The sequence below is a fragment of the Streptomyces sp. NPDC028907 genome (genome assembly GCF_055564995.1).
In genome coordinates, this window is record NZ_JBVHVE010000002.1 from 398,171 (window position 1) to 414,305 (window position 16,135).

At 72.3% G+C, this 16,135-nt stretch carries 14 protein-coding genes; 6 read left to right on the plus strand and 8 right to left on the minus strand.

The annotated features are described in order from the left end of the window. Positions 1-54 precede the first annotated feature (54 nt). The 3 genes from ACZ4UU_RS06235 to ACZ4UU_RS06245 are packed head-to-tail and all read left to right on the plus strand — an operon-like array spanning position 55 to position 2,411. Entirely contained in the window at positions 55-1,212 is a 1,158-nt protein-coding gene (locus ACZ4UU_RS06235; protein ID WP_468036931.1) for a lipid-transfer protein, read from the plus strand. A 15-nt stretch (positions 1,213-1,227) separates the two neighbouring features. After that, entirely contained in the window at positions 1,228-1,644 is a 417-nt protein-coding gene (locus ACZ4UU_RS06240) for a Zn-ribbon domain-containing OB-fold protein (RefSeq protein ID WP_468036933.1), read from the plus strand. Next, positions 1,641-2,411: an enoyl-CoA hydratase/isomerase family protein gene (locus ACZ4UU_RS06245; RefSeq protein ID WP_468036935.1), complete on the plus strand. Its 771-nt coding sequence runs from the start codon at positions 1,641-1,643 to the stop codon at positions 2,409-2,411. The genes ACZ4UU_RS06240 and ACZ4UU_RS06245 overlap by 4 nt, the downstream gene beginning before the upstream one ends. 1 nt (position 2,412) lies before the next feature. Here the strand turns inward: ACZ4UU_RS06245 and ACZ4UU_RS06250 are convergent, their stop codons facing one another. The 3 genes from ACZ4UU_RS06250 to kbpA all read right to left on the minus strand — a co-directional run bounded on the left by ACZ4UU_RS06250 (position 2,413) and on the right by kbpA (position 6,489). After that, positions 2,413-2,922: a hypothetical protein gene (locus tag ACZ4UU_RS06250; protein WP_468036937.1), complete on the minus strand. Its 510-nt coding sequence runs from the start codon at positions 2,920-2,922 to the stop codon at positions 2,413-2,415. Positions 2,923-3,122: 200 nt separating this feature from the next. Continuing rightward, positions 3,123-5,498, minus strand: a complete 2,376-nt coding sequence (gene afsK, locus ACZ4UU_RS06255; RefSeq protein ID WP_468036939.1) for a protein serine/threonine kinase AfsK — start codon at positions 5,496-5,498, stop codon at positions 3,123-3,125. A 253-nt stretch (positions 5,499-5,751) separates the two neighbouring features. Next, the gene (gene kbpA / locus ACZ4UU_RS06260; RefSeq protein WP_468036941.1) at positions 5,752-6,489 is read right to left on the minus strand and encodes an AfsK-binding protein KbpA; all 738 of its coding nucleotides are present in this window, start codon (positions 6,487-6,489) and stop codon (positions 5,752-5,754) included. Positions 6,490-6,611: 122 nt separating this feature from the next. On the opposite strand from kbpA, the gene ACZ4UU_RS06265 reads away from it, so the two are divergent. After that, complete coding sequence (locus ACZ4UU_RS06265; protein WP_468036943.1) at positions 6,612-7,259, plus strand: TetR family transcriptional regulator; 648 nt, start codon at positions 6,612-6,614, stop codon at positions 7,257-7,259. A 58-nt stretch (positions 7,260-7,317) separates the two neighbouring features. Here the strand turns inward: ACZ4UU_RS06265 and ACZ4UU_RS06270 are convergent, their stop codons facing one another. From ACZ4UU_RS06270 to ACZ4UU_RS06280, 3 genes are all read right to left on the minus strand, one after another. Further along, the gene (locus ACZ4UU_RS06270; RefSeq protein ID WP_468036945.1) at positions 7,318-11,355 is read right to left on the minus strand and encodes a trypsin-like peptidase domain-containing protein; all 4,038 of its coding nucleotides are present in this window, start codon (positions 11,353-11,355) and stop codon (positions 7,318-7,320) included. Continuing rightward, a complete protein-coding gene (locus ACZ4UU_RS06275) occupies positions 11,352-11,726 on the minus strand; it encodes a CU044_2847 family protein (protein WP_468036947.1) in 375 nt (124 codons plus the stop codon). Before ACZ4UU_RS06275 ends, ACZ4UU_RS06270 begins: the two co-directional genes overlap by 4 nt. A gap of 162 nt (positions 11,727-11,888) precedes the next feature. Beyond that, entirely contained in the window at positions 11,889-12,341 is a 453-nt protein-coding gene (locus ACZ4UU_RS06280) for an Lrp/AsnC family transcriptional regulator (protein WP_062722382.1), read from the minus strand. Positions 12,342-12,423: 82 nt separating this feature from the next. On the opposite strand from ACZ4UU_RS06280, the gene ACZ4UU_RS06285 reads away from it, so the two are divergent. Beyond that, positions 12,424-13,047: a LysE family translocator gene (locus tag ACZ4UU_RS06285; RefSeq protein WP_468036949.1), complete on the plus strand. Its 624-nt coding sequence runs from the start codon at positions 12,424-12,426 to the stop codon at positions 13,045-13,047. Between the two features lie 13 nt (positions 13,048-13,060). Here the strand turns inward: ACZ4UU_RS06285 and ACZ4UU_RS06290 are convergent, their stop codons facing one another. Both ACZ4UU_RS06290 and ACZ4UU_RS06295 read right to left on the minus strand, forming a co-directional pair. Beyond that, positions 13,061-13,546 (minus strand): nitroreductase family deazaflavin-dependent oxidoreductase, encoded by a 486-nt coding sequence (locus ACZ4UU_RS06290; protein ID WP_468036951.1) that lies wholly within the window; start codon positions 13,544-13,546, stop codon positions 13,061-13,063. Then, entirely contained in the window at positions 13,543-14,817 is a 1,275-nt protein-coding gene (locus ACZ4UU_RS06295; protein ID WP_468036953.1) for an acyl-CoA dehydrogenase family protein, read from the minus strand. Before ACZ4UU_RS06295 ends, ACZ4UU_RS06290 begins: the two co-directional genes overlap by 4 nt. A gap of 107 nt (positions 14,818-14,924) precedes the next feature. Here ACZ4UU_RS06295 and ACZ4UU_RS06300 point away from each other — a divergent pair, with 107 nt between their 5' ends. Beyond that, a complete protein-coding gene (locus ACZ4UU_RS06300; RefSeq protein ID WP_468036955.1) occupies positions 14,925-16,100 on the plus strand; it encodes a thiolase C-terminal domain-containing protein in 1,176 nt (391 codons plus the stop codon). Positions 16,101-16,135: the final 35 nt, after the last annotated feature.

The window sequence follows — 16,135 nt, forward strand, 5'->3', positions numbered from 1 at the left end:
CTGTAGCCTGACGGACTGTCAGCCGCCAGGGACCTCGTGGAGGTGTGCGCAGCCATGACAGTCGGACCCGGCATCAAGGACGCCACGGCCATCGTCGGCATCGGCCAGACCCCCTTCGCCAAACACCTCCCCGAGGACGAGCGCACCCTCGCCTGCCGCGCCGTGCTCGCCGCCCTCGACGACGCCGGCATCGCGCCCGGCGAGGTCGACGCCCTCGCCTCATACACCATGGAGGAGACCGACGAGGTGGAGCTGGCGAAGGCCGTCGGCTTCGGCGACCTCACCTTCTTCAGCAAGGTCGGCTACGGCGGCGGCGGTTCCTGCGCCACGGTCGCGCACCTCGCCGCCGCCATCGCCACCGGACAGGCGACCGTCGGCGTCGCCTGGCGCTCCCGCAAGCGCGGCAGCGGCCCCCGGCCCTGGCGCAACACCGCCGCCCAGCTCCCCACCCCCGCCCAGTGGACCCGCCCGTACGGCCTGCTGCGCCCCGTCGACGAGATCGCGATGCTCGCCCGCCGCTATATGCACGAGTACGGCGCGACCCGCGACCACCTCTTCAACGTCGCCCTCGCCTGCCGCAACCGCGCCAACCAGAACCCCGCCGCGGTGATGTACGAACGCCCTCTGACCCGCGAGATGTACATGACCTCCCGCTGGATCAGCGAGCCCCTCTGCCTCTTCGACAACTGCCTGGAGACCGACGGCGCCCTGGCCTGCGTCGTCGTCAGCCGCGAACGCGCCCGCGACTGCCGCCACACCCCCGTCTACGTCCACTCCACCGCCCAGGGCCTGCCCGCCCAGCATCACGGCATGGTCAACTACTGGAACGACGACCCGCTCACCGGCCCCGCCTGGACCGCCGCCCGGCACCTGTGGAAGCACGCCGACTTCACTCCACAGGATGTGGACGTCGCCCAGATCTACGACGCGTTCACGGCCCTGATACCGCTGTCGCTGGAGGGATACGGCTTCTGCGGGCGGGGCGAGGGAGGCGCGTTCACCGAGCAGGGCGCCCTGGAGATCGGCGGACGGCTGCCCCTCAACACCGGGGGCGGCGGCCTCAGCGAGGCCTACGTCCACGGCTTCAACCTCGTCAACGAGGGCGTCAAGCAGCTCCGCGGCACCAGTACCGCCCAGGTTCCCGGCGCCGCCACCTGCCTCGTCACCGCCGGCGAGGGCGTCCCCACCTCCGCGCTGCTGCTGCGAAACTGAGGAGTTGATCCACGGATGCTCTCCCCCGTCACCGACCCCGACGGCGCCCCCTTCTGGCAGTACGCCGCCCAGGGTGAACTCCGCGTCCAGACCTGCGCCGACTGCGCCGAACCCCGCTTCCCGCCCCGCCCCTGCTGCCCGCACTGCCAGTCCTTCGCGAGCCAGTGGCGACAGGTCACCGGACACGGCCGCATCTGGTCCTACGTCGTCCCCCACCCGCCCCTGCTCCCCGACTACGCCGAGCAGGCCCCGTACAACGTCATCGTCGTCGAACTCACCGACGCCCCGCGCATCCGCCTGGTCGGCAACCTCGTCACCTTCCCCGGCGCACCCCTCGGCTCCCTCGCCCCGGACCGGATCCGCATCGGCGCGAAGGTCCAGGCCGTCTTCAGCGACACCGGGCTGCCGCAGTGGGTCCTGGAGCGCCCATGAGCCTCGACCTCACGACCGACGAAGACACCGGCGTCACCGTCATCACCCTCGACCGCCCTGACCGGCACAACGCCATCGACCTGGAGACGCGCGACGAACTCGTCGCAGCCTGGCGCATGTTGCGGTTCGATGACACCGTACGGGCCATCGTGCTGACCGGCGCCGGGGAGCGGGCTTTCTGCACGGGGCTGGACCGGGACGCCGTCGTGCCGCAGCCGAACTCGCCGTACATGATGGACGATCCGCTGCTGCGGGTCGGGCCGAAGTCCAACGACCTGTGGAAGCCGGTCGTCGCCGCCGTGCGGGGCATGGCCTGCGGTGGGGCCTTCTATCTGCTCGGGGAGGCGGACTTCGTCGTCGCCGACCCGACCGCCGCCTTCTTCGATCCGCACACCACCTACGGGATGGTCAGCGCGTACGAGTCGATGCTGATGGCGCTGCGGATGCCTTACGGGGAGGCCGCGCGGATGGCTCTCATGGGGAGCGCGGAGCGGATGTCGGCGCGACGGGCGTACGAGATCGGGCTGGTGTCCGAAGTCGCCGAGGTCGGCGGGGCGTTGGCGGCGGCGAAGGAATGCGCGGCCGTCATCGCCGGGTATCCGACCGAGGGTGTGCAGGGGACCGTGCGGGCGCTGTGGGCGGCCAAGGAGGCCGCCCTCGACCGGGCGTTCGCGCAGGCGCCGCACCTGATCGCGCTCGGGAACCTGCCGGGCGAGCGGCAGACGGAGCTGTTCCGGGCGCGGCGCCGCGACCACGGGGTCCGCTGAGCTACACCGCCGTACGGGTCACGTCACTCAGTTCGCAAGTGACGCCGGTCATGCTCTCGTTGACGTTCGGGACGTACGAGGCCGCCACGTCCAGCGTCTCCGTGGTGTCGGCCGAGACGTACGGAATGGTCGACGTGCTGGTGCGCAGGTCCGCGCCGCTCGAATCCTTGAAGGTGACGCCGAACTCGTAGGTATAAGTCGTGATGCTGCTGGAGTTGGTGGCCTCGACCTGGGCGACGACGCCCCGGGTCGCGTCGTACACGCAGCTCCGGATCCGCACGTCCTGAGTGGCCTCGGCGGACGCGGTCGCGCTGCTGCCGCCGGAGACGCCGCCCGAGGACCCGTAGTCGTCGTCATCGTCGTCGTAGTGCGTACCGCCCGAACTGCTCGACGAGCTGCTGGAGCTCGACGAGCTGTCGTCACAGCCACCGCCGTGGGAGCGCTTGGCCCCCGTCAGCGCGATCATCACGCCGGCCACAACGGCCACAGCGCGGACATGGCGAAGCTTCATTCCGTACGACCCCCGAATGGCCTTTCAGCCCCGTTGACTTGATCGTGAGCACGTCACGTTAGCAGCGCCAAGTGCAGGCCCCGTGAAGAAAGGGGGTAGCGCCCCGCAGGGGCGCACCCCCAGGGGCGCGGGGAGCCGCGCGCCCAGTCACAACGGCGCAGCACCCGAACACGCACCGAACCCGGCACCACCCACCCGCACTACCCAGCGGAGCGCGCCGTACCCGTGCCTTTCTCCGCGTCCAGCGCGTACACGCACCGGTCCTTGCTGCACGCGTACACCACCCCGTCCCGCACCACCGGCGACCCGGTGATCTCCCCGCCCGTGGCGAGCTTCCAGCGCAGGCGGCCGTCGTCCGCCTTCAGGGTGTAGAGGAGATGGTCGGTGGAGCCGAAGTGGATCCGGCCCTCCGCCACCGCGGGGGCGCCCACGATGTCGCCGCCCGCCTGGAAGCGCCACTTCGGCGTCCCCGTGACCGCGTCCAGGGTGTACAGGCCCTTGCCGCTGCCGACGTGGACATGACCGGCAGCCACCAGCACGGGCTCGATCGAGGAACGCGACTCCGTGGCGATACGCCAGCGGTCGCGCCCGTCGGTGGCGTCCAGGGCGTAGACCGTGCCGAGGTAGTCGGCGAGGTACACCCCGCCGCCGGTCACCGCGGGGCCCGGCACGAAGGTCGGCGGGCACAGGAAGACCGCCGGGGCCTCGAAGTGCCAGCGGACCAGGCCGCTCACCACGTCGAGTGCGAGCGCCCGCGTCCCGGCCGAGACGTACACATAGCCGTCGTGCGCCTGCGCCACCCGCACCGGCACCCCGCCGCAGGAGGCGGCGTCGCCGATCGGGTACGACCAGCGCTCTTCGCCCGTCCGGGCGTCCAGGGCCTTCAGCCGGGCGTCCTGCCAGACGTACACGGTGCCGTCGTGCAGCGCCGGCCCGGCCTCCGGGGACTCGAAGTCGGACTGCGCCCCGGTGAGCTCCCACAGCTTCTGCCCGTTCGAGGCCTCCCAGGCCTGGACGCCGCCGCCGCGCGTGCCGGTGATGACCGTGCCCCGCTCGGCCTTGAGGGAGTACACCCAGGCGTCCGTCTGGAGCCGCCACAGGTCCGCGCCCTCACGGCAGTCCAGGGCGAACAGGGTCGGGCCGTCGGAGGCGTGGATACGGCCGTCAGCGACCGCCATCGACCAGGCGACGTCCCGGGTCTTGAAGCGGCGGCGGCCGGTGGCCACGTCGAGGGCGTGCACCTCGAAGGAGGTGACGTAGACGAGGTCGTCGGCGACGGAGGGGGTGCCCCAGACGTCGTTCGACATGCGGAAACGCCAGGGCCGCCAGCCGGCCGCGGGCTCCGGGGGCGTGGGTGGCGGCGCGGGTACGGCAGGGCCTACGGCGGGGTCGGTGCCGTTGACGCCGGGGCGGGGTTTGGACCAGGAGGCGACGAGGCCCGCCTCGGGCGGGGGCGCCTGCATGGCGGCGGCGCGGGCGTCGGCGACGCGGGGGCCGGGGCCGATGGGGACGGCGGCGCCGGCCAGCCGGACCGGGCCGGTGTCGGGGGCGCCGACCGGGACGGGCGAGGGCTGCGGGCCGGGGACGACCGGGTCGTGCGGGGGCGGGGGCGGCAGCGGCGCGGGGGCGACGCGGCCGCCTCCGCTGCGGCCGGAGGACGGCGAGGGCTTTGTCGCCGGGCGGCCGCCTCTGCGCGACTCGATCAGGCCGACCGCCCGCTCGGGCAGCCACGCCGACGCCGTACCGCTGTCGTCGGAGCCGGAGCCGAAGAGGTGGGGCGCCAGCTGGGCCTGGAGGTCGGCCGGGTTGGGGCGGGCCGTGGCCTCCATCTGCATACAGGACTCGATGAGCGGGCGCAGCTCGTCCGGGAGGCCTTCGAGGTCCGGACCCTCGCGGAGCAGCATGAAGACGGTCTCGACCGGGTTGGCACCGTGGAACGGGGGGTGTCCGGTGGCGGCGAACACCAGCATCGAGCCGAGCGAGAAGACATCGCTCGCGCCGGTCACGCTGCGGGAGTCCTTCGCCTGCTCCGGCGACATGTAGGCGGGCGTACCGACGGCGACGTTGGTCATCGTCAAACGGGTGTTCGAAACGCCGGACGCGATACCGAAGTCGATGACGCGGGGGCCGTCCTCGACCACGAGCACGTTGGACGGCTTCAGGTCGCGGTGGACGAGACCGGCGCCGTGAATGGACTGGAGGGCCTCCGCGACACCCGCCGCCAGCCAGCGCACCGCCTGGGCCGGGAGCGGCCCGCACTCGTTCACTATCTCTTCGAGCGAGGGCGCGGGGACGTACGCGGTGGCCAGCCACGGCACGGCGGCGCGCGGGTCGGCGTCGACGACCGCGGCCGTGTAGAAGCCGGAGACCGCCCGGGCCGCCTCCACCTCACGGGTGAAGCGGACGCGGAACAGCTGGTCCTCGGCGAGCTCCGTACGGACGGTCTTGATCGCCACGCGCCGGCCCGAAGCCGAGCGCGCGAGATAGACCAGCCCCATGCCGCCGGCACCCAGCCGTCCGAGCACCTCGAACGGCCCGATCCTGCGCGGATCGTGCTGCGTCAGCTGATCCACCACTCTGCCTGCCACCTCCCCGTACGGGCCCCGTCACCCACATATGTACGCGACCCCGTGCAGCGTCTCACCACCGCACCGCCTCGGCGGCACGCACCCTGATTCTTCCTGTCTCGGGGCGCGGTTGCGAACCCGAGGGCGGAACGGGGTGTCTTGGGACAAAACCACAGCCCGCCGTACGGCGAAAGCGCCGGTTCGCATAGTGGGACGCGGAAGAGCGGCCGAAGGGGGCCGGACGCAGGGGTCAGGAGTGCGGTCAGCGCTCCAGGACGGCGAACGACGCCCCTTGGTCGTCGGTGACCACGGCGACCGTGCCGTACGACGTTTCGAAGGGCGGCACCTGGACCCGCCCGCCGAGCCGGTTCACCGCGCCGAGGGTCTGTGCGCAGGACTCCACCCGGAAGTGGACGACGAAATGGGGCGGCATCATCGCCGAGAAGACCTCGGAGACGGCCGCGCGGCCGAAGTCGGGCTTGGCGTCCGGCCCGAACAGGGCGTCGGCGAAGAGCTCGCCGTAGAAGGCGTTGGCCGCCTCGGTGTCCCGGGCGTACAGCTGCGCCCAGGCGAAGGTGCCGGCCTCGTGCCGTCGCCCGAAGCCCTGGTGACTGTCCGCCTCCCAGAGCGCGAAGACGGCGCCCTCGGGATCGGTGACCAGCGCGGCGGAGCCGAGCCCGTCCCCCATCCGCACGGGCGGGACGACCACCTGCCCGCCCGCCGCACGGATCCGCTCCCCCAGGGCCCGGGCGTCCGGGGTGGCGAAGTACACCGTCCACACGGTGGGCAGCCGCCCGTCCGGCTTGCGCGCGAGCGCGGCGACGCGGTCACCGTCGAGGAGCGCCCACACGGTGGAGTCGTACGCCTCCTCGAAGTCCCACCCGAAGAGCTCACCGTAGAACCGCTTGCCCGCCGCCACATCGGGTAGCTGTGCGTCGACCCAGCACGGAACGCCCTCCGGGTATCCCGTTCCGTTCGTGGATGCCCTGTTTTCGGCCATGCGGCAAAAGTAACGGCGTCTTGTGCGGCGCGCAGACCAGGCACACCAGCCTCCGCATACTCATGCACCCCATTTGCAGTCGGCCGAATCGCGCCCCGATCACGCCTCGGTAAGCTGACGACATGACAGGACAAGTGCGTACCGTCGACGGCCGCGTGGCCGGCCGGCGTGGGCAGGCGACCCGGCAGAAGCTGCTCGACTGCCTCAGCGAGATGCTCAGCTCCTCCCCCTACCGGGACGTCAAAGTCATCGATGTCGCCCGGAAGGCGGGCACTTCGCCCGCGACCTTCTACCAGTACTTCCCGGACGTCGAGGGCGCCGTCCTGGAGATCGCCGAGCAAATGGCCACCGAGGGAGCCGGGTTGACCGAGCTCGTCGAGGGCCGCAGCTGGGTCGGCAAGGCGGGCTGGCAGACCGCGCAGGAACTCGTGGACGGATTCCTGGAGTTCTGGCGCCGGAACGACGCGATCCTGCGGGTCGTCGACCTCGGCGCGTCCGAGGGCGACAAACGCTTCTACAAGATCCGTATGAAGATCCTGAACTCGGTCAACAACTCCCTGACCGAAGCGGTCACTCAGTTGCAGGCCAAGGGCAAGGTCGACAAGGACGTCAACCCGGCCGCGATGGCGGGCTCGATCGTCGCGATGCTCGCGGCGGTGGCCTCGCACCAGAAGGGCTTCCAGACCTGGGGCGTCAAACAGGCCGAACTGAAGCCGAACCTGGCCCTGTTGGTCCACCTGGGCGTGACCGGCAAGAAGCCGACGAGGTAGCACCCGGCGGTCGCCCATCGGCCGGTCGGCACCCAAGTCCTGTCTCGCGGGCGGTGGTTCACACCAGTGGACCACCGCCCGCTTCCGCTTCGGGCATCGGCTGCGCGGCCAGCGCCTCGATGACGAGCGCCCGCCGCCACTCCCCGGGTTCGGTCGCCTCCAGCCACGCCGCCGCGAAGTCGCGTACCTCGGCCCGGCGGGCGCCGGGCGGATCCGGATCGAGCAGCAGCGTGGCCAGCACCTCGCCCGTGGGGAGCCGGCGGGTGTTCTCGGACAGCCAGGACAGGGCCAGGGTGACGGCCGTGGCACGCCAGGGCGCGGGAGCGGTGTGCCGCAGCAGCTCGGCCAGCGGCAGCGCCGCGTAGGACGACGTCGGCTGATGGCCCAGCCGCTCAAGGAACAGTGTGGCGCCGCGGGCCAGCCGCTGCTCGTCGAGGTCGCGCTGCGCGAACAGGTGCTTGAAGATCCTGCTGGAACTCTTGGCCAGCGAATTCTGCTGGGCCAGCCAGTCGAGCGCGCCGTCGATCACCTCCGTCCGCTCCCGCGTTCCGCTCGGCACCCCGTACAGCAGACCGATGAGGAGAGGCACGGCACGACGGCCCTGCCGGGCGTGGTGCAACGTGGCGGGGGTGATGGCGACGGCGCAGCGGGGACCGGGACCTGGTTTGGCGAGCAGTTTCTCCAACAACTCCAGCAGCGGGCTGCGTACCCGGTCGGCGCTGGGGATCGTCCCATGGGCCCGCAGCCAGGTGTCGGCGGCCTGCACGGCGCGGGCGGCCTGGCTCTCGTCGAGGGGCCGCAGGAGGAGCAGCGGCTCCAGGACGAACCCCGCCTCATGGTCCCCCGCGTGTGTCCGGATCCAGCTCAGAGCGAGGTCCACCAGCCGTGCGGCGCTGTCCTCGCCGAGCCGCCCGTGGTTCCACAGCAGGGGCCGCAGGACATAGCTGGCGCGCGCGTCGGCGCCGGGCAGCTCAAGCCAGTCCAGGGCCAGCCGGGTGGTGTCAGCGGGGCCGAAGTCCTTGGTGAGCAGGTCGTCCAGCAGGAAGCTGGCGTCCGCGCCGGTCCCGTGCGGCAGCTTCAGCCACCGCAGGGCCATACGGGACGCGGCGGCCCAGGCGTCGTCGTCCGGTTCGATGCGGCACAGCAGCAGATGGTGCAGGAGTGAATCAGGTCCCGTGCCGTGGTCGCGCAGCCAGTCGAGCGTCGCGTCGACGACGTGCCGGTCGAGCGGCTGCGGCAGGTCCTCGCGCAGGAGGTCCTGCAGCAGGAATCTCCGGTCCTCGGGCAGCAGCCGTTCGCTGAGCAGCAGCTCGGTGACGGTTTCGACGGCCGCCTCGTCCCAGCGCACGAGGGCGCCGAGGACGAACACGTGCCGTTCCGGTTGGCTCGCGTCCAGCCACTTCTTCGTGTACCTGACCGTCTCGCGTGCCTCGTCGGCGGCGAGATCCATGCGCAGCAGGGGGCGCAGGACGAAGGACGCGCTCGCGAGCGAGTGGTGAGCGCGCCGCCGCGCCCGCTGATCACTCCACCGCGCCTGGTGAGCGCGCAACCACGCCAGGGCGAGGCCGACGGCCCGGTCCCGGTGCCTGCCCAGGTCCGTACGTCGCAGGACATGCTTCAGCACGAACGAGATACCAGGGTTGCCGGCCTGACGTACGACCCAGGTGAGCCCGGCGTCGATCACCGTCTTGCCGCCGGCACTGCCGGGCTCCTCGCGGATGAGCAGCGGGGCCAGCACGACCGAGCCGGCCGGGTGCGCCGGGTTTCGGCGTATCCACTGCCGTGCCGCCTTCACCAGCGGCCGGGCGGCCTGGGGTGTCAGGTCCTGGCGGGACAGAGCGGCGCCCAGCAGATGGACGGAGCGCCGATCGCCCTTGTGGCGGCCCGCCCAGGCCTGCACGTGGGAGGCGACGATGTCCAGCTGGTCCCGCTCCAGGCCCTCCGCATGCACCAGTGCCTGGAGCAAGAGGCCCGTCTCCTCGGCCTGCGGCTGGGATTCGAGGCAGGTCAGGGCGGCGTCGAGAAGGCGGCGCGGCACCGGCCCGTCAATCTTGTCGACGGCTGGGGCGAGGGCCTCGGGCAGGGCGGCGGGCCGCTCGCCGCTGATCCGGCCCAGCCACGGCTCGACCAGCTCGTCCCAGTGCTGGATCACGCCCGCCTGCCAGGGGCTGTAGGCCATCAGGTCGAACGCGGTCACGGCGCCGGCGTCGGAGGTGAGCAGGTCGCGGACCTGGTCCGCCCGCTTCTCCAGCCATGCGGCACAGGCGGCCTCCGTGTCGGCCCGCCGATGCTCCGGCTGGTCGGTGGTCCAGCGGGCGAGATGCCGCACAGCCTGGGCGAACACCGGCCCGTCGTCGCACAGCGCGTCGAGCAGTTCCTCCGCGGTCCGGCTCTGGAAGGTGTCCCGAGGCGTCAGCGTCGCGTCGAGCAGGCCGTCCGCGACGATGTCGTGGACCAGTTCGAGCCGGTCACCGCTGCCGACCAGCCAGGACTGCCTATGCAGCGTGACGACCACGTCACGGGCACTGTGCGCGAACTGTGTGTCGGCACGGTTGTCCAGCGCCCGGCCCACCGCCGACTCCACGACGGCGGACTCGTCCTGCGGGCAGGCCAGCACGGCCACGCTGGAAGCCAGCAGCCGGACGGCCGGCCGGGACTGGCCCGTTTGCCGGTCCGCGACGGTCGGGGCGTGGAAGTCGCGCTCCAGCTGTCGCCAGAGCCAGCCGAAGAGTTCGCCGCGCCGCAGACCGGAGAGGTCGGGGGCGTCCCGTCGGATCTTCGCCTGCTCCTCCAGCGCCCGCCCGATCAGCAGGGCGAAGACCGGCCGGTCGCTGCACAACGCCACCAGCTGGTCCCGTCCCCACCGGTTCCATGCCCCCGGGGCGACCTTCTGGAAGATCGCGGATGCCACCCTGGTGCGGTACTCCTCCCCGTCCTCCAGGGACACCGGGGTGAAGACCTGCTCCACCGACCGCGGGAGCGCACCGGGCCGGGCCGAGGCCAGGCACGCCACACGTCCTTCCTGGTCCTGGGTCTGGAGTTCCCGTTGCAGGCCCGACAGCGAGAGCTTGGAGTAGCTGTCGAGGTAGTCGAGGACGAGCAGAACGCGTTCGGCGTCGGCGACGCGGGCGTGTGCCAGCGCCGCCTGTACCAGATGCTCGGCCGTCACGGCCGACCCGGACTCCGCGTGCAGGACCAGCCAGGAGCCGTCCGGCTGCTGCCGCAGGGCTCGCTCCGCGACCTCATGGCAGGTACGGGTCTTGCCGGCTCCGGCGGCGCCCTCCAGCAGCACGCCACGCCGCGGCTCTCCGTGACCGCCCGGCAGGTACTGGGCGTCGAGCAGGTCCATCAGCCGGGTCGGGGAGGCCGGGCTGTGCGAGTCGGGGCTGACGTAGTCCAGCGTGGTGAGGTACTGCTCCTTGCCGTGCAGGTCCCGCAGCACCTGCTCATGGGTGCGCAGATGCGGGGAGAACCAGGACAGCTCCCGGGGCGCGAGCGCGGCGAGATCCTCGGTCCAGGCCGTCCACACCGTGTCCCGTAATCGACCGTCCGCACTGTTGTACCGGGCGCTGACCACACCGACGACCGCGTCGTCGGAGCGTCGGCGCACCGGGGCGCCGCTCATGCCGAGCAGCCCGTCCCGGGAGTTGAACCGACCGCGCCTGACTCCCTGTCCGACTCCGTCGTCCCGCTCGGTGACGCCCTGCCATTCCCCGATCGCGAGCATGTGCCGGTAGCCGCGCCCGTCGGGCTCGGGGACGTCCCCGAAGCCCTCGACGATCACCTCCAGGCCGGGTAGTTCCGTCTCCGTCGGCACCACCCGCCGCACGCATGCGGGAAGCGGGCTGTCGGTGCGCAGCACGGCCAGGTCGTGCCGTTGATCGACCCGCTCGACCGTGGCCGTGGACGGCGGCCCGCCCGCCAGCGGCGCGAAGCGCACCACGGCGCCCGGGGTGGGGCCGTATGGCTGAAGTACGTGGAAGGCGGTGGCGAGAACGCCCGGCGCGAGTTGGAAGCAGGTGCCCGCGGAGATGTCGGCGGACGGATGCAGGATGCGTCCCAGATAGCCGGGGAGACCGCCTGGCACGGGCGTCACGCCGCCTCGCCCTCGGGCTCCTCGCTGTTCTGCTGTTGCGCGTCCCTCCCGTCCCAGGTGAGCTTCACCCTGAGCGCCGCCTCACCGGCGGCCCCGGCCAGGATGACGTCCCCCTTGACGGAGAACTTCAGCGCGAACTCCACCTCCATCGAGTCCGGTTTGACCGCCTGGCCCGCCCCTTGCATCGCCGTCACCGTGGACTGCGCGATTCCCACGATCGCCGACTGTGCCTGCTCGAAGGCATCTCGTACGCGCCCGGCGAGACGCCCAGGATCCGCGGCCGTCGGCTCCGAGCCCGACACGCGCACCGGAGCAGCCTCCACCAGGATCTCCGTCCCGCCCACCACCACCGTTATGTACTCGCCGGTCATGTCCGCTCCCCCGTTCGCCGATCCGCCGATCCGTCGATCCACTTTCCGGTGTACCACAGCGATTCACAGTTCGTAGCGTGAACTCAGCGCCAGAACACGGCACTTGGGCCACACACCGCAGCATGCGCCGCTCACCCGGTGCGGGCCGCGGCCGGTCCTGCCCTAAGCGGGCAGGGGCCGGTCCCGCACCACGTGCTTCATCACCAGCGTCGAGGTGAGGCGCTGCACCCCCGGCAGGGTCGCGAGCCGCTCGTCGTACAGCCCCTGGAAGGCGGCGAGGTCGGCGGTGGCCACCCGCAGCAGATAGTCGGGCTCGCCGAACAGCCGCTGCGCGTCCAGCACATGGGGGATGTCCGCGAGCGCCCGCTCGAACTCGGCGACCGTGTCCCGGTCCTCCTGGCGCATGGAGACGAAGACCAGCGCCTCGAAGTTCAGCCCGACGGCGGCCGGCTCCACGACGGCCCGGTACCCGCTGATGGCACCGGCCCGCTCCAGCTCCCGCAGCCGCCGGTGGCACGGCGAGACGCTGAGCCGCACCCGCGCGGCCAGCTCGGTCACGGTCAGCCGCCCGTCCTGCTGGAGCTCGGCAAGAATCTTTCTGTCCACGTCGTCCATGGGGCAGATCTTCCCTCACAAGGGCCGATCATGGGCAAACTTCGACAACACTTTCGAGCCATTCCCACCTAATGTCGCCACCATGGACTCCGGACTGCTCCTCTCCTTCCTCGCCATCGACCTGCTCCTCGTCTGCGTGCCGGGCGCCGACTGGGCGTACGCGATCTCCGCCGGGCTGCGCGACCGCTCCCCGGTGACGGCGGTGGCAGGCCTGGTCACCGGATACGCGCTGCACACGGTCCTCGCGGCCGCCGGGCTCGCCGTGCTGGTCGCGAGCGAGCCGGGGCTGCTCACCGCGCTGACGGCCGCGGGCGCCGCGTATCTGGTGTGGCTGGGCTGGGGCGTGCTCCGCCGGCCCGGCACGCCGGGGGCGGCCGAGGAGACCGTGGCAGCGAGCCCGGCCCGGGCCTTTCTGCGCGGTGCCACGATCAGCGGCCTGAACCCCAAGGGCCTGCTGCTCTACCTGTCCGTGCTGCCGCAGTTCCTGGTGACGAAGGGCGACCATCTGCCGGTCCCCGCCCAGACCACCGTGTTCGGCCTGCTCCACATGGCGTGCTGCGCCGCCGTCTATCTGGGGGTGGGCCTCGCGGCCCGCGCGGTCCTCGGCGCCCGCCCGGCGGCGGCCCGCGCCGTCGCCCGCACGTCCGGGGCGGCGATGCTGGGAATCGGCGCGTTTCTGCTGGTCCAGCGCCTGGCCACGCTCTGATACGCAAGCGGTGCTAGGGCCGCCGGACGACCCTGAAGAGCCGTATCTCCCGCTCCACCCGTGCCTGATACGTCGCATACGGCGGCCAGAAGCCCAGCGCCGCCTTCCACGCCGCCGCCCGCTCCTCCCCCTCCAGCAGCCGGGCCGTGACCGGGATGTCGCGGCCCTTCCAGCTGACCTCGGCGTCGGGATGGGCGAGGAGGTTGTGGGTCCAGGCGGGGTGGCCGGGGCGGCCGAAGTTGGAGCCGACGAGAAGCCAGGAGCGGCCGTCGTCCTCGGGCATACAGGCGAGCGGCGTACGGCGTGCCTGTCCGCTGCGGGCTCCGGTGGAGGTCAGGATCACGCCGGGCAGCATCTGGGCACTGAGCAGCACCTTTCCGCGCGTGAGCCGGTGCACGGCGCGGTCGAGCACCGGGATGACATGCGGGGCCACCTTGGCGAAGCCGCGCGTCGAGGACACCTTCTGCACCGCTCGCACGACCACCGGCACGCCGATCACACCGCCACCTCCTGGGCGTCGAAGAGCCTGGCCGCGTCGGCGGCGTGCGCCCGCAGCCGGTGCACCGGCCCGAAGAGCAGCTCGTCGCCCGCGGCCCGCTTGAAGTACAGGTGAGCCTCGTGCTCCCAGGTGAAACCGATGCCGCCGTGGAACTGGATGCCTTCGGCGGAGGCGGTGCGGAGCGCTTCCAGCGATTGCGCGAGGGCCAGGCGCGCCTCTGAGGGTGCCGCTATGGGTTGTTGGGCGGCTGCGGGTTCGTCGGAGCTGGTCGCGCCCCGCGGCGCAGCCGCATATCGACAGAGCCCCGCGTCCCTTGAGGGCGTTGCAGCCCAGGCTGCGTAATAAGCCGCCGATCTTGCGGCCTGCACTGCCACGTAAATGTCCGCCAGCCTGTGCTTCACTGCCTGGAAGGAGCCGATCGGCCTTCCGAACTGCTCTCGCTGCTTGACGTACTGCACCGTCCGCTCCAGTGTGCGGTCGGCTGCGCCCACTGCCTCGCAGGCCAGTACGGCGGCGGTCAGTTGGCCCACGGCTGCCAGCGCGGCCAGCACGTCAGCGCCCTCCTCCCCCAGCAACTCGGCCTCGACATCCCGGAGTTGGAGTCGCCCCTGCGGCCGGGTGGCGTCCAGGGCGGTCTGCCGGGTTCGTACGACGCCCGCCGCCTCTTCCGACACCAGGAACAGCAGCGTCCTCGACCGGGCGAAGCCCCCGGCGTGTGCGGCGACCAGCAGCAGGTTCGCGCTGTGGCCGTCCAGCACCTGGTCGACCTGCCCGTACAGCCGCCAGCCACCCTCGGCCCGTCGTGCCTGCACGCCGCCGGCGCGGCCGCCGCCGGCCCAGTCGCCGTCGTTGTCGCCGGTCAGGGCGAGGGCGGTGGCGAGGGCCGGGCCGGGGACGGCGAGGGTGGCGGTGAGCGTGCCGGAGGCGAGGCGGGGCAGCAGGGCGGTGCGCTGGGCGTCGGTGCCGAGGGCGGCGATCAGGGGTGCGGCGAGGACGGCGGTGGCGAGCAGCGGGGAGGGGGCCAGGAAGCGCCCCGCCTCCTCACAGGCGAGGGCGAGTTCGGTCGCCGAGCAGCCGACGCCGCCGTAGGCCTCGGGGAGGGCGAGTCCGGGCAGGCCGAGCTGTTCGGCGAGGGCGGTCCACAGGGCCGGGTCGTGTCCGGCGGGGGTGTCGACGGCCGCGCGCAGCTCGTGCGGGCCGCAGCGGCTGTGGAGCAGCTCGCGGAGGGTGCGCCGGATCTCGTCCTGCTCGGGGGTGAAGCTGGCGTCCATGGGTCTTCCCTCCGGCTCTTCCCTCCAGAGGCCCTTCCTCCAGATCTGACGGGCCGTCATATTAGGAGGGTCGCAACGAGATGCCCAGAGGTTGGAGGCCGCCTCTCATGACTCCCGCGAGCCGGAAAGTCGCCGCGGTCGGCGTCGCCCTCGCCGACTGCGGCCGGGTGGACGACGCCACCCCGTACGCCCTGCACGCCCAGGCGGCCCGCCGCGCCCTCGCCGACGCCGGGCTGGGCCGGGAGCTGGTGGACGGCTTCGCCTCCGCCGGACTCGGCACCCTCGCCCCCGTCGAGGTCGCCGAGTACCTGGGCCTGCGCCCCACCTGGGTCGACTCCACCTCCGTCGGCGGCGCCACCTGGGAGGTCATGGCGGCCCACGCGGCGGACGCGATAGCGCGGGGGCACGCGAACGCCGTACTCCTCGTCTACGGCTCCACCGCCCGCGCCGACATCAGGGCGGGGCGGCGGACGGGCGACCTGTCCTTCGGCGCCCGGGGGCCCCTGCAGTTCGAGGTCCCCTACGGCCACACGCTCATCGCCAAGTACGCCATGGCCGCCCGCCGCCACATGATCGAACACGGCACCACCATCGAGCAGTTGGCGGCGGTCGCGGTCCAGGCCCGGGCCAACGCGGCCCTGAACCCCGAGGCGATGTTCCGCGACCCGATCACGGTCGACGACGTCCTCGCGGGGCCGATGATCGCCGACCCCTTCACCAAGCTGCACTGCTGCATCCGCTCCGACGGCGGCGCGGCGGTGCTGCTGGCCGCCGAGGAGTTCGTACGGGACTGCCGTACGGCCCCGGTCTGGGTGCTCGGCACCGGGGAGCACGTCTCGCACGCCGCGATGTCCGAGTGGCCGGACTTCACGACGGGCCCGGCGGCGGTCAGCGGACGGCTCGCCTTCGAGCGGGCCGGGGTGCGGCCGGAGGAGATCGACTTCGCCGAGATCTACGACGCCTTCACCTATATGACCCTGGTGACGCTGGAGGACCTCGGCTTCTGCGGGAAGGGCGAGGGCGGGGCGTTCGTGGAGAAGGGGCGGCTGCTGGTGCGGGGCGGGGAACTGCCGGTCAACACGGACGGGGGCGGGCTGTCGGCCCAGCACCCCGGGATGCGGGGACTGTTCCTGCTCGTGGAGGCGGTGCGGCAGCTGCGGGGCGAGGGCGGGGAGCGGCAGGTGCGGGGGCGGCGCGACGGGGAGCTGCCCCGGCTGGGGGTGGCGTCGGCGACCGGGGGGTGGTTCTGCTCGTCGGGGACGGTGGTGCTGGGCAGGGACTGAGCGTGGGCCGGCCGCGCCCGCACGTGACAATCGGG